The organism is Singulisphaera photorubra (genome assembly GCF_045290345.1).
Lineage (GTDB): Bacteria > Planctomycetota > Planctomycetia > Isosphaerales > Isosphaeraceae > Singulisphaera.
Genome location: NZ_CP155447.1, coordinates 10,139,263 through 10,162,077, shown reverse-complemented (window position 1 = coordinate 10,162,077; position 22,815 = coordinate 10,139,263). Strand labels below are relative to the sequence as shown.

Sequence of the window (22,815 nt, the reverse complement as noted above, 5' to 3'; positions counted from 1 at the left end):
CGCGACGTTACTATCCCGGATTTCTTGGGGCGCTCTTCCTCGTGCTCTTGAGGATCGCGATTGGCTGGCACTTCCTCTACGAAGGGCTGGAAAAGGTCGAGACCACGCGGAAAGCGGGCAAGGCCTTCACAGCCGAGCCGTATCTCCGTTTTTCGACCGGGCCGCTTGCGCCTGTGTTCCGTGGGCTCATCCCCGATGTGAACAGCATTCACAAGCTCAATCCCGATGATCGCAAGGCTAGCTGGAAGGCGGATGTCGACCGGATCGCCTCGCATTACCACTTCGACCAGGCGCAGCGCGACAAAGCTCAGCTCGAGCTCAAAGATAGCGAAGACTACGCCGACATCTGGTTCGAGGATCATGAAACGAAAGAGAATCGGCGGAAGTACTTCGTCGAGTTGGGAAAAGTCCAGGCGATCGAACAAAACCCCAACGCCCTCTCGTATGAACGTGAACGGGCCGCGGCCAAGCGCAAAGATCTCGATGCGGATCGCAGGTCATTGATCGCCGACCTTGATGCGCGAGGTGAGTCGTTGCGGAGCGCGGTCACGCTGCTGGCCACTCCGGAGCAGCAGAAGTCCGCCGGACCCGTTGTGCCCCCACGCACCACGCTCGATTGGGTCAACCTGTCGACGATGTGGGGGCTGGTCATCATGGGGGTCTGCCTGATTCTCGGCCTCTTCTCGCCGCTCGCGGCCCTGGCGGGCGCGGTCTTCCTCGGCCAGATCTACCTGAGCATGCCCCCCTGGCCCGGCTTACCAGCGAACCCGATGGCCGAGGGACACTACTTCATCGTCAACAAGAACCTGATCGAGATGCTTGCGTGCCTTGCCCTGGCTTGCATTCCGACCGGCTCCTGGATCGGGATCGACGCCCTGCTCTTCGGCGGCCGCCGTCGCCGTCGCGAGCTGGCCCGAGAACTTGCCGAAGCCGAGTCGGAGCCTGCGTCCGCACGGTCTCGCTAGCCTCGATGATTGGCCAAAGCCACTGGCCCGATACCGATTTTGCCCCTGAGCGGTTTGAACCATCCCAGGACCTCCTGACCCGAGAGGGATTCATCAAATGGGTAGCTTGACCCCCGAGCAGCGTACCCTGGGCCGCGAGAACGCGAACCGCGTGCTCGGCGTCTCTCGCCGCGACGTACTCAAGGCCGCCGCCGCGGCACCGGCCCTTGGCGCCTTCTACTTCGGCTATGAGAAGCTGGACCGGCCCCCAGTTCGCGCTGCGATCATCGGCACCGGCAATGAAGGTTGCGGGGCCATGATCCATGATCATAACCGCGACTACCTGGACTACATCGGCTATTGCGATATCCGGCCGTCCAACCAGGCGCGGGCCGTCAAAGAGTTCTCCGCGCACAAGCAGTACACCACCGAAGACGTCAAGAAGCTCAAGAAGTACAACGACCACAAGGAGATGCTCGCCGATCCCGACGTCGAAGTGGTCGTGATCGCCTTGCCGCTCTGGCTCCACGCGCCGATCGCCATTGAGGCGATGAAAGCGGGCAAGCACGTCTTCTGCGAAAAGCTGATGGCGCATAACGTCCGTGAATGTAAAGAGATGTGCCGCGTTGCTCGGGAGACGAACAAGCTTCTGGCCATCGGCCACCAGCGGCATTACTCGGTGCTCTACGACAACGCCAACTACCTCGTCCAGAACGACCTCCTTGGCGACGTCCGACACATTCGCGCCCTCTGGCATCGCAACAACGCACGCCCCGCGCCGACGCTCAAGGACGGCAAACCGGTCTTCGACCCCGAGACGGGTCTGGTCGTGCCGCTTCGCGACGAAGCCGGGAGCATCGTCTACCTCGACGGCTGGAAGCCCAAGATCGACGACCTGGACAAGAAGGTTGATTTCAAGAAGTACGGATACGATAGCCTCGACCAACTGGTGCGCTGGAGGCTTTACAACAAGACAGGCGCCGGCTTGATGGCCGAGCTCGGCAGCCACCAGCTCGACGCTTGCTCGATCTTCTTGGGCAAGAAGCACCCGTTGGCCGTGACGGGCATCGGCGGTACGTACCTCTATACCGACGGTCGCGAGGTGGACGACCACGTTTTCGTCACCTTCGAGTTCCCCGGCAAGGCGAAGCACGATCACGTCGTCGTGACCTACTCCTCGATCAACACCAACTCGTTCGAGAAGTACGGCGAGACGATCATGGGTTCTCGCGGGACGATGATCATCGAGGAGGAGAAGGAGATCCTGCTTTACAAGGAAGCGGGCGCTTCCGGGACCTCACGCTTGACCAGCATCGCGCTCGAGAAGGCAGGCAAGAAGCCGCTGATCGAAGCCAGCCCGAGCACGGCCGGTCCGTCCGCGGCGACTGCACTGGGAGGCCTGGCCACGGCCGACCCGTCACGCGGTTACCGCGAAGAACTCGAGCACTTCGCCTACTGCATTCGCCATGGCAACGAGTCGAACTACCACGAGGACAAGGAACATCAGCCTCGCTGCCGGGGTGAAGTGGCCCTCGCCGACGCGGTCATCGCGTTGACCAGCAACCTGGCGATGAAGCAGAAGCGGCGGATCGAGTTCGACGAACGTTGGTTCGACTACACGTCGGACGAGGTTCCCGAAGGGTCGGAACACGCCATCGCCAAGCGATCCTGAGCTGAACTGAGCTGAGCCAGCCCGGCTCGAGACTGAACGTGAAGCTTCGCCACGCCCCCGTCCAGGTCCCACCAGGGATCCAGGATGGGGGCGTGTTCGATTTCGCAGGCGTGTGCGTGAAGTCATCGCGCGAGGAACGGGGCGCCGTTCACGGTGCGAGCTCTCGGAGCTCGATCCGGTCGTAATCCACGCGTAATCGCGTGTCTGAATCGGGCTTTTGTAAATTGAAGTGGGCCGCGGCAGGGAGCAAGTCCCAGTCGATCGAGATGGGTTCGCAGACGCGGACGGAATTGACGTAGATCTGGACTTCCCGGTTCTTGACCCGGACCGTGAGTTTGTTGAACTGATCGGCAGGTCGAATGGCGGGATGGACGATCGGGCCGACTCGTTGATCGTTGGGAAACTTCTCTGCGCCCCAGAACGATGGGACCAAGGTCAGCACGGCATTGCGGTCAATCTTGATGTCGACGCCTCGACCGTCTTCGCGACCGATGATGACTCCCCATGCTCCCTTGACGATCGGCGCTTCGGCGAGGATTCGGCCCACAACCTCGACCTGAAAGTTGTGTGGCAATAACTTGCTGGCACGCTCCGCGGTGAAGGAACCGTCCCAACCTCGCTGAGCCAAGAACGAGAAGAGGCCGTTGTCGTATTCGCGTTTGCACATGCCTGTGCTGTCGAGCGACCAGCCGCTGGTGGGATCATTAAAGTCATCAGAATAAAAGACGGGACCGAGTCGGAGGGCGGGTGCGGTGCTTGGATCGAGCTTGCGGAATTCCACGCGATCCCATTCGACGCGGACGACGCCGGCTTGGGACTCGCTCCCGAAGCCGAGCCGCATGGGAATCAGGCTCCAGTCGAATTCCACCGGCTCGCAGACGCTCTCTGAGTTCACGAAGATTTCCAACTGGTGCTTGAAGACGCGGAACTTGATCGAATTGAGCTCCCCCCCTTTCTTGATCGCAGGGTGGGTGACCGGGCCCATCCAGGGCACGACGGCTTCGAGTTTGTCCTTGCTCTCTCGCGCTTCAAGGTAGAGCTTGCCTTGGCCGTCGATTCGGACCTGGAAGCTGCGTCTGCTGTTCTCGATCGTCTGCCCTGGTTCTTCCGCGAAGAAGTGGATCACCGCCGACCCGCGGTTCAACGTCGCCTTCCCAACGACCCGCACCTGGATCTCGGCCTCGAATTCGGGAAGCGGAGGAGCGAGTGGCTTCCCGACGTACTGGGCAACGCCTCGAGACTGGCTGTACCAGACACCATTCTCGTAGCCGTAGGTCGTGGCCTGCTTTTTGGCCAACTCTTCCACGCTCATCTGGGGCCAGCCACTGGCCGGATCGCTGAAGTCGTCCGAGAACAGGATGGTGCCTGGCGCCGGGGTTTCAAGAACGGTTGGTTCAATGGGAGGCGTGGTGGGCCTTTCCTGTGTCTCCACTTTATTTTTGGCTTCACGTGCAGGTACGGAACTGGTCGTGGCGTCTTGTGGGGAACGCTCACTTTGGGCTCGGAGTTGGGCGCAGACTCCGTCTCGATCGCTTCCTCAAACTTCGGTTGGGCCGCCCATGGCTCTGGTTTCGCTTGGGCGACGGCCCATGGCTTGGGTTCGGCTTGCCGGACCGTTGGCGGCTCAAGTCTCCGGCGAGGAACGAGCATGGAGGCGGCGACGCAGAATCCGAGCAGGGCGAAAGCCCAGAGGACGAGCTCAGCCGGCTGACGTCGAAAGCGCTCTCCGATCGCCCCCAGCCGTCGGAACTTCGGCGGTCCCACCTCCTCGTATGCGGGGCCAGCGTTTTCTTCTTCGTCGTCGCGGAAATCGATCCCCAGATCCGCAAGATTCAGGTGGGGATCGAGTCTCGGATGATCCCTGAGCGTTGGGCGGGTGAAGTTGGCGGACTCCACGTCCCAAGCTTGGCGTTTGGGGCTGGCCTGCTGCATCACCGTGCCGGCGAACGTCTTCAAGGTCGCTCGGGCTTCCTTCGACTCGTTGGCCGAAGCCTGGCAGGCCTCGAGCATCGCGATGACCCGCGTCATGGAGGGGGGACGATCGGTCGGTCGTTTGGCCATCATCGCCTGATACGCGTCTTCGAGCGCAGCGGGCACGTCCGGCCTCGCGGCGCGGAGCGACGGGGCCGGACGAGTTTGGTGGGCCATGAGCCGCTTGAGCATGGTGTCGCCATCGAACGGCGACCGGCCCGTCAGGAGAAAGTGGATCGTGCAACCCAAGCTATAGATGTCGGCCAGGTGGTTGGCCTTCTTCGAGTTATCCGCCTGTTCCGGGGCGACGAAATCGACGGTCCCCATGTAGGCACCGCTCAGGGTCAAGCCTCCAGACCCGTCCACGGATTGGCCGATCGGGCTGGCAGCCTCCATCACGCGGGCGAGACCGAGGTCGAGCACCCGGACCGCCCCCGAACTGTCGAGCATCAGGTTGCTCGGTTTAATGTCGCGATGAACAATTCCTTGGGCGTGGGCGGCTTCCAGCCCACTGGCGGCCTGAATCAGGCAGTGGGTCGCCAGCTTGATCGGCAGCGGACCAACCTCGGAAACAAGGTCGTCGAGGTCGTGTCCCTCAATGTAGTCCATGGTGAGGAACTGGACCCCCCGATCCTCATCAGCATCCAGAGCGGCCACGATGTTGGGGTGGTTCAGGCGGCTTGCCAGCTTGAACTCGCGACGGAACCGCTGCACCGCCTCGGGATCGCGTCCGAACGACGGTGGCAGGATCTTGAGCGCGACCAATCGACCGGTCCGTCGATCCCGTGCCTTGAAGACGATCCCCATCCCCCCTTGTCCGCGTTTCTCCAGGACGAGGTAGTTTCCGATGAGCAGTCCCCGGCCCTTGCCCTGAGTGAGGGCCCCCGCCTGGTAGGGCGTCAGCTTGCGGGCCCTGACCAGGGCGCGGGCCAGACCGGAAACGTCGACGGACGCCGCGGCGGCGTAGGACGCCAATTCTTCGGCCCCCATCAATCCGAGTTCGACGACCGCGATCCGGAAGGTTTCAAGGTCCATGGGCCAAGCGGGTGTCTGCGGGTTGCCGGTCGGCGTGGAACCCCCGGGCGCATAGGAGATCGTGTCCGATATGGCCGCTCCCAACAGGCATCTCGGGCAGAGCCCTTGTGGCGTGTTGGGGGGGAGGCTCCCACCGCATTCCGGACATGCGTGTGACTTGGTCATGGGACGGTGCTTCCCGAATCGGGATTGTCGTCGCAGTCGATTTCCAAATGCATCACGATCGCCGCCCTCCGCCCGACGGAGGAAATTCCAACGGGTTGCAGGCCCGGCAACACATTCGATCGTGATTGCCGTCTTTCATCCAGACAATATTATGCGAAAGAAGTCACTCGCGAAAGGACCTGCATCGGTTCCAAGAGGCGGGATACCGCAAATAAAGGACGCTTCTCAAGAGACGCGCCACCCGAGCCGGGGGGCACCCCTGATTTGAGCACCTCGCGATCTTGGACGAGAGCCGAGGGAGGAAGGGAAGCTTCGCATGGCAGTCGGCCTTGCCAATAATCGAACAAATGCCGAGAATGGCCTAAACGCCCAGGGAAGGGAGTTTCGCGGCCGACCAGACGCGCTCACCTTTCATCCGTCCCGAGTTGAGCCACTCGCGAATTGGTTTCAGAAGGAGCGTCCCCAGGATGGCCGTCGCCTCGCCGCCCGCCTCAAATCCGGCGTTTCACGCGACGCCCGTCCATCGCGTGGGCGAGCAGATTTTCGACATGGTCGCCGACATTGGCGACGTCGGACTCTTCTCGGCGCTCACCATCTCCTGGCTCTTTCGACGCAGGCCGAAGTGGTCGACGCTCGTCCCGAGTTTTTACGCGATCGGCGTCTCAAGTGTGCCGGTCGTCGCAATTACGGGAACGTTCATCGGCATGGTCCTCGCGGTGCAAGCCCACAGCCAGTTCGCGATGATGGGCCTGGCCACTCGGCTCGGCTCGGTGATCAACATCTCGCTGGTGAAGGAACTGGGACCGGTCTTGGCGGCGACGATGCTCGCGGGCCGCGTCGGCTCGGCGATGTCGGCCGAGCTCGGGACGATGCGCGTGACCGAACAGATCGACGCCCTCTCGGCGCTTGGCACCAACCCGATCAACTACCTGGTCGTCCCCCGGTTTCTCGCCTGCTTCCTCCTGATTCCCTTGCTGACCCTCATGGCCGACTTCATGGGGGTCATCGGCGGTGCGGTGATCAGTACCCAGCTTCTCGCGGTTGATTCGTTTGCCTACTGGCAACACTCACGCGAATATGTCGGGGGAATGGACCTGTTCGCCGGCGTCTTCAAAAGCTTCTTCTTTGGCGCGGCGATTGCATTGATCAGTTGCCATCGGGGATTTCATTCCCGAGCGGGCGCCGAGGGAGTGGGACGCGCTGCGACCGAGGCATTCGTTTACTCGTTCATCGCCATCCTGTTCCTCGACTTGACGATCGGGATCGCCTGGAACGCCGTCTACCGGTCCATCTGGCCGCAAGCGGGGGGGCTGATATGAGCGGAGGCGGGACTGAGCATCCGCCGCAACTGCAGCCGCAGGGCGGTTCCAAGGCGATCATCGAGATGCTTGGCCTGACCATGCGATTCCGTCAGCAGACGGTTTTGCGTGATATCACCCTGCGGGTTCGGTCGGGGCAGACGCTCTGTGTGATCGGCGAGAGCGGGTGCGGTAAGACGGTCTTGCTCAAGCTGATGATCGGTCTGCTGCGTCCGACTCGAGGCGTCGTCAAGTTTGATGGCCGCGATCTGGCCACGCTCGACGAACATGAATTGACCAGGACCAGGCTTCGGTTCGGCTTCCTTTTCCAAATGGCCGCACTCTTTGACAGTCTGACAATCTACGACAACGTGGCCTTCGGGCCTCGCGAACATAACCTTTACGACGAAGAAACTTTGAGTAAGATCGTCGCCGATCGATTACAGGAAGTCGGTTTGCCAGTCGGTCTCGAGCACAAGAAGCCGGCCGAGCTTTCCGGGGGCCAGAGAAAGCGGGTGGGCATGGCCCGAGCCCTGGCGCTGGACCCCGAGGTCATGCTCTATGACGAACCGACGACCGGCCTCGATCCGATCATGAGCGACGTGATCAATGAACTGATTCTCCAGACGGCGGTGACCAAGAAGGCGACCGGGATTGTCGTCACCCACGACATGAAGACGGTCCTCAAGGTGGCCGACCGGGTGGTGATGCTTTATCCGTTGGCTCGGCTCCCCGCCGGAGAGTCGCAGATCCTTTATGATGGCCCCCCCGATGCTCTGGAAGACCACCCCGATGCGCGCGTCCGGCAGTTTGTCCGGGGCGAGGCAGGCGAACGCCTCCGAGAAATGGCCCAGAATCGAGGCAATAGCTAGCCGCTTGCTTCCCGAGAGAGGATGTTCATGAACGAACGGGTCATGCAGTTCCGGATCGGGATGTTTGTCATCGTGGCGGGGTTGGTCCTGACCATGCTGATCGTCTGGTTCGGCGAATCTCCGCAACTGTTTCGCGAACATGGCTACGTCGTCGTTCACTATGCCGAGGCACCGGGAGTCGCCGAGGGGATTCCGGTCCGCAAGAGCGGGATCCGCGTGGGCGTGGTCACGGCGATCGTCTTCGACGAGCGGCCGAACAAGCCGGATGGCGTGCTCGTCACCCTCTCGCTCGAGAAGAAATTCAAGATCAAGTCAGGGACGGTTCCGCACCTGTCTCGCTCGCTGATCGGTGACGTGACGATCGACCTGTTACCGGGGACCGGTCCTGGTTTACTCGCGATGTCCAAGACACCCATCGGTGCCCCGGTCATCGAGGGCGCGATTGCCCCCGATCCGTCCAAGGCGCTGGCCGCGGCGACCAAGGCGTTTGAGAAGGCGGGGTCCACGTTGCAGTCGATCGACCTGGCCGCCAATGGTATCGCCAAGATGACCAAGAGCGCGGAGCAGATCGGTGAATTCATCGACATCTGGACGCAGACCGGTCGAAGAGTGGCTTCCGCGGCGGACGGGATTGATCGCTTCATCCTGTCGAACGAGAAAGAGTTCCAGCCGGCGGTGGCAAATCTCCGGCAAGTTTCGCAGAAGGTGAACGAGACGCTCGACCCGGCCACTCAGGCGGCCTTGAAGACGGGGATCGACCGCTTCTCCTCGAGCTTTGCGCGGTTCGATTCGAGCATGGCCAGCGCTTCGCCGCTCTTCAAAGACCTTGGGGCCTCCGCCAATTCCGTGCCCGTGACCGAGTTCGGAGTGACCCTTCGCCGGCTCAACTTGATCGCGAGCGATCTCAGCTTGTTATCCAGGGCGCTGAATGATGGCCGGGGACGTCTGAACCCGGACGGGAGCATTCAGAAGTTGCTCCTCGAGAGCGAGCTCCACGACAACCTGAACAAGATGTCGGTGACGGCCATCGAAATCTTCGGCGCACTTCGCCCGATCGTGGCGTCGTTCCGCGTCTTCGCCGAAAAAGTGGCCCGCGACCCATCCTCGATGACTCGCGGAGCCTTGCAACGTCAGTAACCAGCCTTGATCAGCGATCCAGCAGGGACGACGGAATCCGCATGAACCGAGGCAAGGATCGCCGCCGGCTCGGGGCCTGAGCCACCTTCTTGGTCTCCTCGGGCCGACTCGTTTTCGGGCCCGACCTGGCGGCCGACGGGCCGGGAGCCTCGAGCGGCAACGGCTCGAGCGACATGTCGTTCGAATCGACCGGGGGAATCGGCGAGGCCTCGATCGGTGCGAGGGGCGAGGACTCGACCGCCGGGGAGTCCGTCGGGAATGGTGCGAGGGGGATGGATGAGTCGACGCTCGACTCGAACTGCGGTACTCCCAAGGTCTTGCCAGGAATGACCGGCAAGCCCGGTGCGAACGTTTCGCCGACGATTGAAGTCGGGAGAACGATTTCGTCGGACGTGCCTGGCACGCAGACCTCACACGTCCCTTCGCAGCGGCCGCGCAGCGCCTTTAAACCTTTACGAGCCCAGTGCCTGGTCGCAAAATCGCGGTCGTTCTCCGCGGCCTGGCTGAGCGCGGAGTGGGCCACCGGGAGGCAAGGGGCCATCTTGGCCAACGACTCGGCAGCCTCTTCTCGGACCTCTTCCTCAGGGTCGTTCAAGAGTGTGAACGCGAGGACGCCGACAATCTCAGGGTGGCACCGCCAATCGAAATCACGAAGATCGTTGGCGGCGTCGTCTCGCTCCCGCCAGCGCGGGGACGTTTGAAGCCGGGAGACGGTCGCGAGGATGACTCCACTTTTCTCGCCGCAGCTGTCGCAAGCCTCAACCTTCGAGCCATGATGGCCGTGACCGCCGAGCGCAGACTGGCAAATGATCAAGGCGGTTCCAATGGTCGCCGTCAACATGGTGTCCCGTCCCTTCCTATCGCAAATCAAGACCGAACACACTAGTGTACAAGCTGGTTTCGAAGGGTGACGATGAACTTAGCTATTTTTCCAAGGTTGTCCCAATTTCCTCTGGAGCGAGTCGCTTGAGCCCAAGGAGCATCGGGATCCCGCTCGTCCTGGCGCTTGGGGGCCTGGCCCTGATCTTCGAGCCTGGGTGGGCGCCTGCGTGCGTCGGACTGGCACTGGCAACGGCTTTCATCCCCTGGATGGCGGCTTGGCGAGGCGCTCGAGGAACGGAGCTTCGCCCTGCCGTGAGCTGGGGCGGTCTTGCGCTCCTCATCGGCCTGATCTCGCAGGGAGTGGCCGGGATCGAGTCGCTCGATTCGGGTCGGCCGATGGCGGGTCATCTCGTCTATCTCTCGGTGCTTGCTTCGTTTGCGGCCTTGATCTCGGTCTTGAACGCGCGACGGCCCGGCGGTGGGGCCTGGGCGATCTTGATGGCGCTTCTGGTACTTGTCTTCTTGATCCCTTGGCTCGAAGGACCAGGGTGGGCCCGGAAGGCGCAAGGCCTGAGTCGTTTGCGGCTCGACGCTCCCTGGAGCCTCTTTTACGCACTTGTGGTCATCGCCGGTGTGACGAACTATCTGCCGACACGCTATGGGCGCGCGGCGGCCTGGCTCGGGTTTGGGTTCGTCTGCGAGTATTTCGCCCTCACGCGAAGCGACTTGAGGTTAAACTACGGGGCCAGACTCTGGTCGGTCATTCCCTGGAGCCTGGCGGTCTCGGCCTGGACGGCGTTTCGGAGCGCGGAACAGGTCGACCGGGCTCGTCGGGGACGCGACTCGACCTGGCTCTGGTTTCGCGACCATTGGGGCGTGGTCTGGGCCCTTCGGCTCCAGGAGCGATTCAACCGGACGGCGGAGACACTTGGCTGGCCCTTACGATTAGTCTGGGATGGAATCGTTCCGGTCTCAGGAGCGAGTGACGAGGACGTCAGTGCGGTGCTGCCGGCCGCGGACACGACTCTGAAGGGGCTGCTCCGCCGTTTCGCCGACCCGGATCGGATCGAGCGGACGCGGGCGAGCGGGCCTTCCGACTCTTGCCAACCTGGCGGTGGCGAGTGATGATGGATCGAGTGGAATGGTGAGCAGAATGCGCAGGCGGTCGAGGAGGCTGGAGTGGATCGAGTCACCAAACTGACCAGTCCCTCCCTGGTGGTTCTGGCCACTCTCGGTGTGATTGCCGCGCTCTATCTGCTCAAAGCAATCCTGATCCCGATTGCGCTGGCGCTGGTGCTGGCATGCATGCTCCACCCTGTCACAAACCTGCTCCGTCGCGTGCTCCCGCTGAGTCCGACGGGAGCGGCGGTCGTTCTCTTCTTGTTAACCGTGCTTTGCGGACTGTATGTCGCGAGCCTGACGGCGGAAAGCCTGGTTCAGGCGGCCAACACGCTTCCCGCGGACATCGAACGGCTTTCCGGACGAATCAGTCATCGCATCAATGACATGATTCGCGATCACCCGTCAATGCGGGGAATCTTGCCCGAGCCGGGGACGATCGACCTGCTTGGTGACGCGAACCGAGCCATGGTCATCGACTCCTTGAGCATCGGGCTGGCGGACCTCTCGATTCGTGTGGCCCAGGGGTTCTTCATCCTGATCCTCGTTCTCTTTCTGCTCGCCGAGAGCGATATGCTGACGACGAAGGTGATCCGCTTCTTCGCGCCCACTCCCGGCGATGCGAATGCGGCGGCCCGAATCCTCGGCCGCTTGACCCGGCAGATTCGCAACTACCTGGTGGCCCGAACGATCATCAACCTCGGGCTCGGGATCGTGTTGGCCCTGTCGCTCTGGGGCCTGAATGTGAAGTTCCCCTTTGCGTTAGGCCTGTTCGCGGGCTTGATGAACTTCATTCCTTACGTCGGCCAGATGATCGGGGGAGGCCTGCCCACCTTGATCACGCTCGGTCAGTCGGGCTCGATCGGCGACGCCCTGATCGTGGCGGCGGTCTATCTCGCAGCCGTCGGAATCGAGGGGTACATCGTGACCCCGTTCGTCATGGGCCGATCGCTCGACATGAATGGGACCACGGTGCTCATCGCCTGTCTGTTCTGGGGCTTCCTCTGGGGACTCGTCGGTCTCATCCTCGCCATGCCGATTGCTGTCACGATGAAACTGGTCTTCCAGACGGTCCCCGAATTGAATCGATGGGCCGAGCTCATGAGCCTCGACTGGAAGACTCCCGAGGCAGAGGACTCGACCTTGGGGCTTCCACCGACTCCCGCACCTGACTCTTCCGGTGCCACTTCGCTGGCCACGGAGGTCATCATGCCAGGCGCTTCCGCCCCGGCCGGCCGCCGTTGATGCGGAAAGTCAAGGACGCTCGCACGCCGGGTGGAACCTGCTCGAACCCTCACCAACCGGAGCCCGACCTCGGATGAACGGATTATTTCTGATCCTGACGATCGCTCTGGGGGGAGTGGAGCGGGGCGAAGCGAGCTTTCAGCCGACGTCGGCGGAGGCCGACGTACCCGAACTCTTCCGACTCACCGCGGCCCGCTTTCCTTATGAACGCGAATTGATCCGGACCGAGGCGTCATACTCGGTTTTTGCCGTTCGATTTCCCTCGCCGATCACGACCCCTGACCCGGAAAACAATACGGTTCATGCGGAGTATTTTTGTCCGGCGGGATCGGTGCGACGACCGGCCGTGGTGGTCTTGCATATCCTCGGGGCCGATTTCGCGCTCTCGCGTTACCTGGCGGCCCGCTTAGCCCAGCGCGGTGTGGCCTCGCTGTTCGTCAAACTCCCTTACTACGGCGAGCGACGGCCGGCTGGAACCGAGAAGAGGTTTCTCTCGGGCGACATGGATCGATCCTTGCTCTCGATGCGACAAGGCGTGTGTGACGTCCGCCGCGCGACGGCCTGGCTGGCGGGTCGGCCCGAGGTCGATTCGAAGCAATTGGGCGTGACCGGGATCAGCCTGGGGGGGATCGTTGCCTCGTTGTCGGCCGCCATCGATCCCACGATCAAGCAGGCGGCCCTCCTCCTCGCCGGTGGTGACCTGGCACGCATCCTCTGGGAGATGCCCGAGGCGGAGGCGGCCAAGTATCGCGACCTCTGGCTGAAATCGGGACGAACCCAGGCCGATTTCAAGACCATGACCACCCCGTTCGACCCGCTCACCTACGCCCATCGCCTGATTGGCAAGCGCCTTTTCATGATGGCCGGAAATGTCGATGAGGTGATCCCCCCCGCATCAACCAAGGCGCTCTGGGAGGCGGCGGGTCGACCACGAATCGAGTGGTTTGACTGCGGCCACTACTCGGCCGTCGGATTTCTACTCCCCGCCATCCGTGAGACCGTGGATTTCTTCGCGGTTGACGAGGCTCCTTGAACGGTCGCCCCCTTCGTTGAGGCCGCTCGAATCGCGTGAATTCCGGGGGTTGGGTAAAACGTATCATATGAGATGGGCCTGCGCAAGGCGGCGCGGTAAGCCTCGCCGAACCCATTTTTCCGCGACCGCGTCGTGATCGTGGGTCCAATGATTCCCCTAGGGTGGGGGACTTTCTCACCGCCGATGCCAGGACCAGTGGACAGCGCGGACACTTTGGGCGGCCAAGGCAGCCCGAGGAGCCGAAGCAAGGCTCTGCCGGAAAAGGACTTCTGCGCCACCTACTGCCTACGCGACCACTACTGAAACTGTCCGCGCTTGTCCACCCTCGCTGAGAAAGTCCCTAGGGTGGGGACTTTCTCATTCCCCAACTCTTTGCGCGGACAGATGTTGGCGGAGTTGTTCAGGTGATAGCTTGAGCAGCTCCCACCAGTCCAATGCGGGCAGCGCCACCCCCAGTAACTCATACGGTGTCTGGTCACGTCGGCGGCCGGTGCGGAACCGTCGAAGGTTCCAGTACAGTCGCTTCAGGTCCAGCAGGCCTTGTGTCATCCGGCGGTGCCGCGATTGCTGCATCCGCGCGACACTGTTGAGGCACTCGACCAGGCTGCTGGCGCGCCAAGCGTTGCGAAGCACGTGGCGGACCCGCGTCGCCGACTCCGGCCAGTCTGGATCAGCCCGGGCTAACTGCACCGTGCGGACCAGGACTCGCCCCCGCCTCACCGCGGCCGCTACCGAATCCTCCGCCGAACGATCGCGCTGGCGGCTCAGGCCCTCCAGTTCGAGGATCGCTTCGAGGACCGCGGGATCCAGTGACAATTCCCTCAACCCCGCCTGCACCCGATCCAGGAAGGCCAAGGACTCGGGACGGCTGAGCAGCCGTCGGGTTTTGGCCCACTCCGTTCCCCTCAGCCGTGGGAGGGCCTCGGCCAGGATCGCCTCGGCCTGCGGTCGATCCTGCAGCCGACCCGCTGCGGTGAACAGTTCCAACGCCCCGCGTGCCTGATCCCAGGCCGCCTCCACGGCCAGCGCCTGATCCCAGATCCGTTCGGCCCGACTCCAGGTCGCCGCCGCGCTGGCGCCATGGCCCTTGCAGGACTGACCGTTCCGTCCCCGGCGCGCGACCACCCGGTCCTGAGCCACGGCCTGCTCCATGACTTTGGCGACTCGCCGCCAGGTCAACCGCAGGGCGCGCCGTCCCTCGCGGACGGTGTGGAAGACGTCCAGGCATTGATCCAGCGGTCGCGTCTCACCGTCACGCCGCCGCGCGGCCCGGACCAGATCCAACCCCTTGAGCAGGCCGGTCCCACCGTCGCTGACGACGTACTGCAAGGCGGGGAGCTTGGCGAAGCTCGCCTCCCACGTCAGACCATCGCGGCGCTCGGTCATGAGGCCCGTGACCCAGCAGAGACTCGCCGGTTCGACGGTCATCAGGACGGGGGTCGGGCCGAAAAAATTTCATCGGCGGCCGCTTGCATGACCCGGGGCCGCGTGACGTCGTCGAGCACCTCGAGCAGTTGACGCGAGCGGCGTGCCGCTGCGGCGGAGGCCCGGCCCAAGGTCGCGACGCTGGGCGTCTTGGGTCCCAGCATCACGGCCAGGAGCCGACGGGCGACGGGGAGGCTGACCCCTTCGGCCTGGGCCTTACTGACGAACGCGGCTTGCATGTCGGCGGTGATCTCGACGGCGCGTTGCAGTCGGGCCTCGAACTGCTTCAGCAAGGCAGTCTGCTCAGCCAGGCGAGCTTCGATCGCCTCGAGACGCTGTTGAGTCAGCGTCCCTTCGACCGCAACGACGACGGCGGCGGCGTCGCGGTAAAGGCTTTGTCGGCTCTGTCCCTGGTCCTGGGCGTGTCGGGTGATCTCGCCGTGAGCACCGAACAGAACGGTTCGGGCGTTGGCCAAGCGGCGTCGGATGTGGGCAACCATCTCCATGGCGCGGAACTCCGTGGTGGTCGGCGTGGTCAGGCCGCCTGCTGATTGGACGTGTTCAGTATCGAATTGTCCACGGAGTTCCCCAAATTAATGGGGGAGTTGAGAAAGTCCCCTAGGGTGGGCACGGCCCACCATCTTAACCTCCCCTCTGGTAAGGAGATAGGAATGGTGGGCCGTGCCCACCCTACAAGAAGAATTCAGGCATTTTTATGAATAATTTGTGAATTGATTGTGATTGTGTAATAGGGGTGGCGAAGCTTTGCGGCGACGAAGGATCGTTTGGCCCGCATCCTGCGTTTCTGGTCGCTTCGTAGCGGTTCGCGCACAGGTTCGATGGCGATCCAGTCACCGCCCGCCGCGATCTGTTCCGATACGAGCCGAGGCGATTGGCATCGTACGTCGTTCGCTTGAATTCCACTACGTTTGGGTCTGGCGTTTGCATCTTTGAAATCGTCGATGCCTTTGACCTGGGTTCGAGCCGTCTGCGGGCTCGCTCGAGGGTTGGGTGAACGCGATCTCCTGAGGCTCGAACCGCGGAACGTCCACCCAATCGATCGGGAAGCGAGGGCATCGCGGATCTGGCCATCAACCATGAGGAGTCGAGCGATGACGACGAAAATCAGTGCGAGCAACGCGAGCAATCAGGTCAAATTTCCGGCTGGTCAGCGGCTTCAGTGTCGGAAGTGCGGCTCTGAGATTGAGATTATCAATCCGTGCACCTGTTCGAAGAACGACCAGTCCTTCACCTGCTGTGGCCAGGCAATGACCCCAGCCTCGACGGGAAACGTGCATCTGGGCGAGGAGTAGTGTTCCTCGCGTGGGATTGGGATGGAGCGAACGCTCGCCCCCAAGGGCGAGCGGGGAGTGTTGGTTCCCTTGTACTTTTAGGATTGATTTCTGCGCGAGGGGGCTGGGATCGAGCTGCTTGTTGGCCAACCGCTTCCGCTTCAGGGCCACCTGATTCAGACCGCGTGCGCCGTTGCGGGAAAAGGTCCTTCGGGGTATCCTCCGGCGGGTGAATTTCCTGGCAGGTGAGAGGGGGATGCGGATGGCGGGCCAAGTTACTAGCGTCTTCATGTATGTGGAGGACGTGCTCAAGTCGCTTGAGTTCTATAATGAAGTCGTTGGCGCGGAGGTCGCTCAAATCCACGCAGAGGAAGAAGGCGCTCCGATCAGCCTTGCGATTCTTCGGATTGGCGATTTTAGCCTGATGCTTCATCCCCGAGAGGCGCACGCCGCCGAATTCGCGGATACCAGACCGGGTGTTGGTATCCATCTTCAGTTGCGTGTCGATGATATTGATGCTTTCTATCAGCATTGTCTCGACGAGGGGGCCATGCTCAGCGTCTCGAACGAACCGACCGACCAGTCGTGGGGTTGGCGCGAGTTTGCCCTGAAGGACCCCGACGGCTACGTCTGGTCGATCTATCAGGACAAGTCGGGCGGCCAGTGGACCTGATCCGGTTCCCAGGTCCGGGGCGGGATTCAACGGCGCAAGTGAGTGGGGTTGGGTCGACTCTGGGGTTCTTGAGAAGAGAAATAAAGGACGCCTGCAACCAGGAGTATGACCGCCTCGCGCCGGGCAAAGTGCGCCTGACCAATCGGGGGTTCGGTGGGCCGTTTTGCCAGAGTTAAGAGGGTCAGGGCGGGGATGATCGGACGGCCCTCGCCGATTCCAAACTTGCCACCGAAGACCCTTGTCGACGCGTTCCACGCTCGGGCCGCTCGAGGGGCCTATCCTTCGTATTGAGCCAGGACCGCCGAAGCGCCGACGAGTCCGGCCGTCTCGATACGCAGGATGGTCGTACCCAGGCCGACGATCGACCATCCACTCGCCTGGGCGTCGGCGACCTCCGCGTCGGTGAACCCCCCTTCGGGGCCCACCGCGAGCGTGACTGACCCGCCCTGCCCCGCGTTCCCGCGCGGCCACTGCCCGCGCAGACATCCGCTCGGATGGGCTAGGAGGCGGACGTCATCCGTGGTGCTTTTGAGGAGGGCCGGCCAGGGGGTGGGCCGCTCGACCTCCATGAGAAGGTTTCGGCCACATTGCTTGGAGGCTTCGACCACCCGGCGGCGGAGTCGTTCGAGCTTGGCATCGCGAGGGTCGACGACCGATCGCTCCGTGATGATGGGGACGAACCTGGCCACGCCTAGCTCCGTCGCCTTCTCGATCAGCCAGTCGAATCGCTCGCCCTTGGGAACCGCCGTCGCCAGGGTCAGCCGGCAGGGCAAGGCTCGGTCGGCCAACGCGGTTCCCACGGCGACCAACTCGACCCGATCGCGCCCCACTGCCGTGACCTCGGCGCAGGTGGCATACCCCCGGCCATCGAAAAGCTCGACCTGATCCCCTAAACCGAGCCGGCGCACCCGGAGGAGGTGGCGAGCCTCATCGCCTTCGAGAGTCAATCGGCCAGAGACTGGGGGATCGGGGCAATAGAAGCGGTCGGCCATCTCCACCCTTTGCGGTTCAACCAAAGGAAAAGGCCGATTTTACCGATCGTAGGAAGGGAACGCGATGCCGAAGCCCGCGCTTGCCTGAGGAGGCCTCCGTCCGTGTGGAAGCGTTACTGGAAACTCTCGCGAGACCCGTTCGATGCGCGGTCCTCGCCGTTTGTCCCACTCGAGGCGCACCAAGAGGCGGTTGCGCGCCTGATCGAGACGGTCGAGACGGGACGCAAGCTGGCCATCCTCCAAGAGAAGGAAGGGATGGGCAAGTCGCGAGTCCTCGCCCAACTGCTCAGCGAAGTGCGAACTCCCTGGCGGCGAGTCGCCAGGATCTCGAGTCCGGTGGATGGGGCCTCCCTGTTCTCCGAACTCGCCGAGGCCCTCGGTTCACGTGTTCCGGCAGGCGCCAGCCGAGGCTTGGCCTGGAAGCGGCTGGGCGAAGCGCTTCGGCTCTGTCGGTGGCAACGGCAACAAGTCATCCTGGCCATTGATGATTGCCAGAACTTGCCCGACCCTACCGATCGCCTCGATCTCGATCGACTCGTCCATGCCGACGCTCATCCGGCGGCTCGACTCACCGTGATTCAGGTGTTCCGACTCGCGGATGACGAGGAGCGAACCGTGGATCCGTGGTCGTTGTCGATCGCGTTGCCTTCGTTGCTGCGGTCCGAGTGTGAACGCTACTTGACGAGCAAGCTCGCCGCGTCGGGACGCGAGGAACCGGTCTTCACCCCCCGAGCGATTCATCGGCTCCACTCCTTGTCCGAAGGGGTTCCCCGCGGCATTGACCGACTCGCGTCGCTCGCCTTGATGGCGGGAGCCATGCGAGGGCTCGAGATCATCACCCCCGAGGTCGTGGAAGCCGTTTCCGTGGAATGCCGCCACTCGGCATTCTGCGCCTGACACGGCGGAGTCGGACTGGAAGGGGGCTCCCCTGCCGTGTTAAGATCAATGGGAACGTTTGGTACCTCGCCATCGGGGCGATGACTCGTGCGGTGGACCTGGGACCGGGATGATCTCGCAACCCATGCCTATAACTCCAGTCCCCCTCCGGAACCGTTACCTTGCCGCGTTCCTGGCATGGCTTGTCCCCGGCTCCGGCACATCTACCAGGGACGAACCGCCAAGGGCATTCTTTACGGTCTCTGCATCCTGAGTCTTTATTTTCTCGGGTTCGCCCTGGGAGACGGCAAGATCGTCTACTGGCGGTGGGTGAACCCGATGCAGAATCCCGATAAGTTCTGCCTCCACTACGTCGGCCAGTTCTTTGTCGGGCTGCCCGCTCTGCCCGCCCTGGTGCAGAGCACATTGAACCACTACGGCCTCCAGCCGATCCTGGGCGGCTTCATGGCCGAACCCTCGCAAAACGTCATCAATGGCCTGCAGAGATACGGTAAGCTCATCGAAGTCGGAACAATCTATACGACTGTTGCCGGCCTCCTGAATGTGTTGGCCATTTACGACGCGTTCGATGGGCCTGCCTACGCCGAGCTTGACGACGTCGAGGAGCTGGCCGTCACGGTCCCCCCCGAGGTCAAGATGGAAAGCCTCAAGACGGAGGGGTCGGCGTGATCTTCGGAATGATTCATCTCTACTGGTTTGTCCTACCGCTGGTGATCGCCATCAGTCTGGTTTACTCCGCGTCCCGGCACGAATCCTGGCGCTTGATCTGGCTCCACGCCGGCCGGCTCGGCACCTGGATCCTGGGCATCCTGGTGATCACGACGACCGTTTTGCTCCTGATCAACACCCAGGTCTGATCCTGGGTGTGGGTTTGCCCGTTCCGTCGGGGCCGGTGAAAGCCGGGTCAGGCGACCGGCCCAGTAGATCGCCACGAGCTGGGCGACCACGAGCGGGGCGAACTGGAGCCCTTGCCACCGTTCGGGGAGCTGGGCCAACGGGCCGGGCATGAGCAAGCCCACCAGGTTCCGCGCAAATCGCCCGCTGACCCACCAAGGCGGGAGCGCGGACCCACTCCAGAGCGGAAGGACGACTTCACGCAACGGATCGGCGATGAATTGCGGGACGTGAGCTCCAATCCCTTGAAAGAGAAGCATCAAGACTCCTCCCGCCAAGGCGAGTCCCACCGCGACCCAGGTCGTCACCCGGCCGCCGGCCGCCAGAGTGGCCGCGACCGGTAGCATGGCGAACGGGAAGAGGGGGACGAGGAGCCGAGGGCCGGTCGACCAACCCCCGGTCCATTCCGGGTAACTCAAGTTGACGAGGAAGATCGCGAGGACGGTGGCGGCCGAGACGACGGCCATCCCCCACTCCCGGCGCTTTGCGAGCACGATCCAGCCGGGGAACGCCAGGATCAGGATCGGGGCGTAAAAGAACAGGCCGCGATAGCCGCCCCAGAGCAAGGGGAGGACTCGTGACCCTGCGAGCCCGCGCAGGCCGAGCGGATTCTCCGCCGAATGGACCTTCTGAAAGGCATCCGTGGCATGGTGGAAGTAGCCCATGTCCCAAGGGGAGCCGAAGGCGAGGAAGTTGTAGCCAAGCAGCACGAGCGTTGGCAGGCTTGCTCCGACCGCGAATTCGCCGAGCCTGGCCAGCTTACGTTTGCGGGTCATGACCTGGGCGAGCAGGTAAAACCCGAGGATCGCCGAGACCGGCCCTACCTGGATCTCGATGACCGCGGCATAGGCCGCCAGTACCCCTGCCAAGAACGAACGCACCGCGGGCCGTTTCTGCGTTTCCCTCCAGAGTAGCGTGAACGAGGCCAGCAAGGTGAACGCGGTGGCCTGGTGCCCGTGGCTCATCGTAGCGTAAGCGTAGGCGGGCGTCGCCAGGCCATAACTCAGGCCAACCAGCAAGGATCGCCTCGGGCCGCAGCCGAGGTCACGGGCCAGGATCGTGAGGAGGACACCGCTCAAGGCGGAGAGGAATGACGAGGTCCCCAGGGTCGTCCAGTAATCGGCCGGCCAGTAGGCCAGGCCCGCGACATTCCTCGGGTGCGGAGGAAGGCCCAGCACCGTCTTGGCCAACGCGTACGGCAGGGTCGCCAGCAACGAGTAACCGGGCAGTTTGTCGGAATAGTACCGGCCGTGGAACTTGGCGATGTCCCCGGTCTGTTGATCGAGCCCATCGAGCAGTACCGTGCCACGATCGACGAGTGAATAGGTCAGCATCAAGCGGCTGGCGCTATTCCAGTCGCGGGCGTGCCAGAAGAAGGCGTAGCTTCCCAGCAAGATCACGAAAACCCAGGCTTCGGGGCGCCGGAGCAATCCCATCGGTTTACGATCCCTCTGCGCCGGTCTGGCGCCTGAAGACGCGATCGGCGACTGCCACGATCGCCCCGGCCGCCAGCACTGCGGAGCCCGGCTGGAGTGAGAGGTAGTAACGATCCCAGGCGAGTGGCAAGTACGCGGTCACGACCAGCAGGGCGATCCCTGCCTGAAGCAGGATCGCCCAGGCTGTGGGCGCTACTCCCGCCTGCGATTGAGCCCGTCCGCGACCCGCGAATAGTACGGCCCCGAGAGCGACGAGCGGGAGCCAGAGGACGGCCCCCCAATCTTGCTTCGGGTCGTACCGGATCCGAGAATTCGATTCATGGGGGCCGAATGGTCCGAAGCGGCCGAACCCTTGGACGCAGACGGTCCCGAGCTTGTCGAATGCCGTGGGCAAGGCGTTATGTTTAAAGAGCTGCATCTGTCCGCGAGAGATCCCGACCCTGTGGTCGACGAGGTAGCGCATCCGTTGGCCGAGCGACATTCGGGCCTTTGCTTCTAACTCCGGGCCCATGGCGCCTTGTGGATGGGCGGTCAGGAAGGGATTGCCGGCGATAAAGATCGCGAGCGACATTACTCCTGCGATCAGAGCCGCGACGACGACCGCCAGCTTACGCGTTCGAGCGATCCGAGGCAGGGCCAGGGCCAGCAGCGCCCAGGCGGAAACGATGATCATCGCCAGTGCCCCATTGAGCTTGGCCAGCGGGGCCAGGCCGCCTGCCAGCCCCGCCAGCCCTGCCATCAGCCAGGCGGTCGGCCCGAAGCGGCCGTCGAGCAGCCTCCGCCAGGCCCAGAGAAAGGCACAGGCCGTGAGCAAGATCAGGCTCTCCGCGATGACGTCGGACATCGCTCGTCTCGCATGGAGCCGATAGAGCGGGTTGACGATCAGGAACAGCGCCGCGAGAGCGCCGACCCGGCGATCGAAGGCCAAGGTTCCCAGACCGTAGACCGCAAGACAGCCGAGCATACCAATGAAGACCGTAGGCCACCGCGCAATCATGAGCGAGTCGGTGGTGCCGCTCTGGCTCCGCGTGTCCTCATACCACTTCATGGCCGCGGCTCGACCCGGTCGCTGATAGCCCCCGGCCCGGAGCGAGAGTCCAAAGAGATACTTGGGCAAGGGGGGCAGGTCGTAGGCAGGATACTCCAACCACTCTGCGCGATTGGTGTCCCGTGCGATCCAGAGGTCGGCGTAGTAGGTCTGGGAAAGATAAGCCCATTCATCAACAAATGAGGGTTCTGAGGGCAAATCATAGGCGAACGCGAACAGGGCCACAGTCCCGATGACGATCGCTCCCAGCCAGGAGATTCGTGTCCATCGCCTTGAGGCCGGGTCGATCGCATCGGATTTCGCCATGGAACCGCCGAAGTTGTGGAAGTTGGGGAAACTTTGCGGAATTCGCGGTGAACGCTCACAAAATCATTCTAGAAATCGCCATTGATTTTTGGCAACCACTCGAATGTCGGCTAAGTTTCATCGACGATCCTCAAGCCCTTGGTCGTCACCCGGACTCCGCACCCAGCGGCCTTTGTTTCGGTCGGTGATTTTCACTGTGCCGGATGAATCGGTCGCAACAAAGTCGCGGCCGGAGTGCCGCCTGAACGACGTGGAGGGCGAGCGGTTATTGTTCCGCCTCGCCTCGTCAAGGGATCGGTTGCGTACCTGTAGAGTTGACACCCTTTGAGCGTCCCGATGCCAACCGTCTCCCGGAGCCGCATCCCTGTGCATTGTCTCGAGCGATCTCGCGTCGCGACGCGGCTCCTCTCTCGTGATGGTCGGCAAATCCTCGGTGTGGTTGATGCAACGGATACGTGGCGTCCACCGCTCCGGCAACAGAGACGAACTTTTCGCCATTCATTCTGTCGACCGCAGAGCGCTTTGCCCTGCATCAGGAT

The 22,815-nt window shown here is 62.8% G+C and carries 19 protein-coding genes; 11 read left to right on the top strand and 8 right to left on the bottom strand.

The window, feature by feature from the left end; translation table 11 throughout:
• The first annotated feature begins 41 nt into the window (after positions 1–41).
• Together V5E97_RS38000 and V5E97_RS37995 are read left to right on the top strand one after the other, a co-directional pair.
• Positions 42–965: a DoxX family protein gene (locus V5E97_RS38000; RefSeq protein ID WP_406696748.1), complete on the top strand. Its 924-nt coding sequence runs from the start codon at positions 42–44 to the stop codon at positions 963–965.
• A 97-nt stretch (positions 966–1,062) separates the two neighbouring features.
• Positions 1,063–2,616: a Gfo/Idh/MocA family protein gene (locus V5E97_RS37995; RefSeq protein WP_406696747.1), complete on the top strand. Its 1,554-nt coding sequence runs from the start codon at positions 1,063–1,065 to the stop codon at positions 2,614–2,616.
• A 148-nt stretch (positions 2,617–2,764) separates the two neighbouring features.
• Here V5E97_RS37995 and V5E97_RS37990 read toward each other — a convergent pair whose 3' ends face one another.
• Together V5E97_RS37990 and V5E97_RS37985 are read right to left on the bottom strand one after the other, a co-directional pair.
• Positions 2,765–3,928, bottom strand: coding sequence for a hypothetical protein (locus tag V5E97_RS37990; RefSeq protein ID WP_406696746.1), 1,164 nt, complete (start codon positions 3,926–3,928; stop codon positions 2,765–2,767).
• Entirely contained in the window at positions 3,925–5,787 is a 1,863-nt protein-coding gene (locus V5E97_RS37985) for a serine/threonine-protein kinase (RefSeq protein ID WP_406696745.1), read from the bottom strand. Before V5E97_RS37985 ends, V5E97_RS37990 begins: the two co-directional genes overlap by 4 nt.
• Positions 5,788–6,254: 467 nt before the next feature.
• Here V5E97_RS37985 and V5E97_RS37980 point away from each other — a divergent pair, with 467 nt between their 5' ends.
• From V5E97_RS37980 to V5E97_RS37970, 3 genes are read left to right on the top strand one after another with little or no spacing between them, the layout of a single operon-like run.
• Positions 6,255–7,106, top strand: coding sequence for an MlaE family ABC transporter permease (locus tag V5E97_RS37980; protein ID WP_015245080.1), 852 nt, complete (start codon positions 6,255–6,257; stop codon positions 7,104–7,106).
• Positions 7,103–7,957, top strand: coding sequence for an ABC transporter ATP-binding protein (locus V5E97_RS37975; protein ID WP_406696744.1), 855 nt, complete (start codon positions 7,103–7,105; stop codon positions 7,955–7,957). Before V5E97_RS37980 ends, V5E97_RS37975 begins: the two co-directional genes overlap by 4 nt.
• 27 nt (positions 7,958–7,984) lie before the next feature.
• Positions 7,985–9,094, top strand: coding sequence for an MlaD family protein (locus V5E97_RS37970; RefSeq protein ID WP_406696743.1), 1,110 nt, complete (start codon positions 7,985–7,987; stop codon positions 9,092–9,094).
• 10 nt (positions 9,095–9,104) lie between these two features.
• Here the strand turns inward: V5E97_RS37970 and V5E97_RS37965 are convergent, their stop codons facing one another.
• Positions 9,105–9,935, bottom strand: a complete 831-nt coding sequence (locus V5E97_RS37965) for a HEAT repeat domain-containing protein (RefSeq protein WP_406696742.1) — start codon at positions 9,933–9,935, stop codon at positions 9,105–9,107.
• A gap of 125 nt (positions 9,936–10,060) precedes the next feature.
• Here V5E97_RS37965 and V5E97_RS37960 point away from each other — a divergent pair, with 125 nt between their 5' ends.
• From V5E97_RS37960 to V5E97_RS37950, 3 genes are all read left to right on the top strand, one after another.
• On the top strand, positions 10,061–11,041 hold the full coding sequence (locus V5E97_RS37960; RefSeq protein WP_406696741.1) for a hypothetical protein: 981 nt from the start codon (positions 10,061–10,063) through the stop codon (positions 11,039–11,041).
• 54 nt (positions 11,042–11,095) lie between these two features.
• Positions 11,096–12,280 (top strand): AI-2E family transporter, encoded by a 1,185-nt coding sequence (locus V5E97_RS37955; RefSeq protein ID WP_406696740.1) that lies wholly within the window; start codon positions 11,096–11,098, stop codon positions 12,278–12,280.
• 73 nt (positions 12,281–12,353) lie between these two features.
• Positions 12,354–13,313 (top strand): alpha/beta hydrolase, encoded by a 960-nt coding sequence (locus V5E97_RS37950; protein WP_406696739.1) that lies wholly within the window; start codon positions 12,354–12,356, stop codon positions 13,311–13,313.
• 357 nt (positions 13,314–13,670) lie between these two features.
• Here V5E97_RS37950 and V5E97_RS37945 read toward each other — a convergent pair whose 3' ends face one another.
• Both V5E97_RS37945 and V5E97_RS37940 read right to left on the bottom strand, forming a co-directional pair.
• Positions 13,671–14,741 (bottom strand): hypothetical protein, encoded by a 1,071-nt coding sequence (locus V5E97_RS37945; protein WP_406696738.1) that lies wholly within the window; start codon positions 14,739–14,741, stop codon positions 13,671–13,673.
• Positions 14,741–15,244, bottom strand: a complete 504-nt coding sequence (locus V5E97_RS37940) for a hypothetical protein (RefSeq protein WP_406696737.1) — start codon at positions 15,242–15,244, stop codon at positions 14,741–14,743. The genes V5E97_RS37945 and V5E97_RS37940 overlap by 1 nt, the downstream gene beginning before the upstream one ends.
• 1,048 nt (positions 15,245–16,292) lie before the next feature.
• Here V5E97_RS37940 and V5E97_RS37935 point away from each other — a divergent pair.
• A complete protein-coding gene (locus tag V5E97_RS37935; protein WP_406696736.1) occupies positions 16,293–16,703 on the top strand; it encodes a VOC family protein in 411 nt (136 codons plus the stop codon).
• Between the two features lie 275 nt (positions 16,704–16,978).
• Here the strand turns inward: V5E97_RS37935 and V5E97_RS37930 are convergent, their stop codons facing one another.
• Positions 16,979–17,695, bottom strand: a complete 717-nt coding sequence (locus tag V5E97_RS37930; RefSeq protein ID WP_406696735.1) for an RsmE family RNA methyltransferase — start codon at positions 17,693–17,695, stop codon at positions 16,979–16,981.
• A 102-nt stretch (positions 17,696–17,797) separates the two neighbouring features.
• Here V5E97_RS37930 and V5E97_RS37925 point away from each other — a divergent pair, with 102 nt between their 5' ends.
• Together V5E97_RS37925 and V5E97_RS37920 are read left to right on the top strand one after the other, a co-directional pair.
• A complete protein-coding gene (locus V5E97_RS37925) occupies positions 17,798–18,592 on the top strand; it encodes an ExeA family protein (protein WP_406696734.1) in 795 nt (264 codons plus the stop codon).
• An 87-nt stretch (positions 18,593–18,679) separates the two neighbouring features.
• Positions 18,680–19,261, top strand: a complete 582-nt coding sequence (locus V5E97_RS37920) for a DUF6677 family protein (RefSeq protein ID WP_406696733.1) — start codon at positions 18,680–18,682, stop codon at positions 19,259–19,261.
• A 32-nt stretch (positions 19,262–19,293) separates the two neighbouring features.
• Here V5E97_RS37920 and V5E97_RS37915 read toward each other — a convergent pair whose 3' ends face one another.
• Together V5E97_RS37915 and V5E97_RS37910 are read right to left on the bottom strand one after the other, a co-directional pair.
• Positions 19,294–20,922, bottom strand: a complete 1,629-nt coding sequence (locus tag V5E97_RS37915) for a glycosyltransferase family protein (RefSeq protein ID WP_406696732.1) — start codon at positions 20,920–20,922, stop codon at positions 19,294–19,296.
• 4 nt (positions 20,923–20,926) lie between these two features.
• A complete protein-coding gene (locus V5E97_RS37910) occupies positions 20,927–22,276 on the bottom strand; it encodes an ArnT family glycosyltransferase (RefSeq protein WP_406696731.1) in 1,350 nt (449 codons plus the stop codon).
• Positions 22,277–22,815 lie beyond the last annotated feature (539 nt).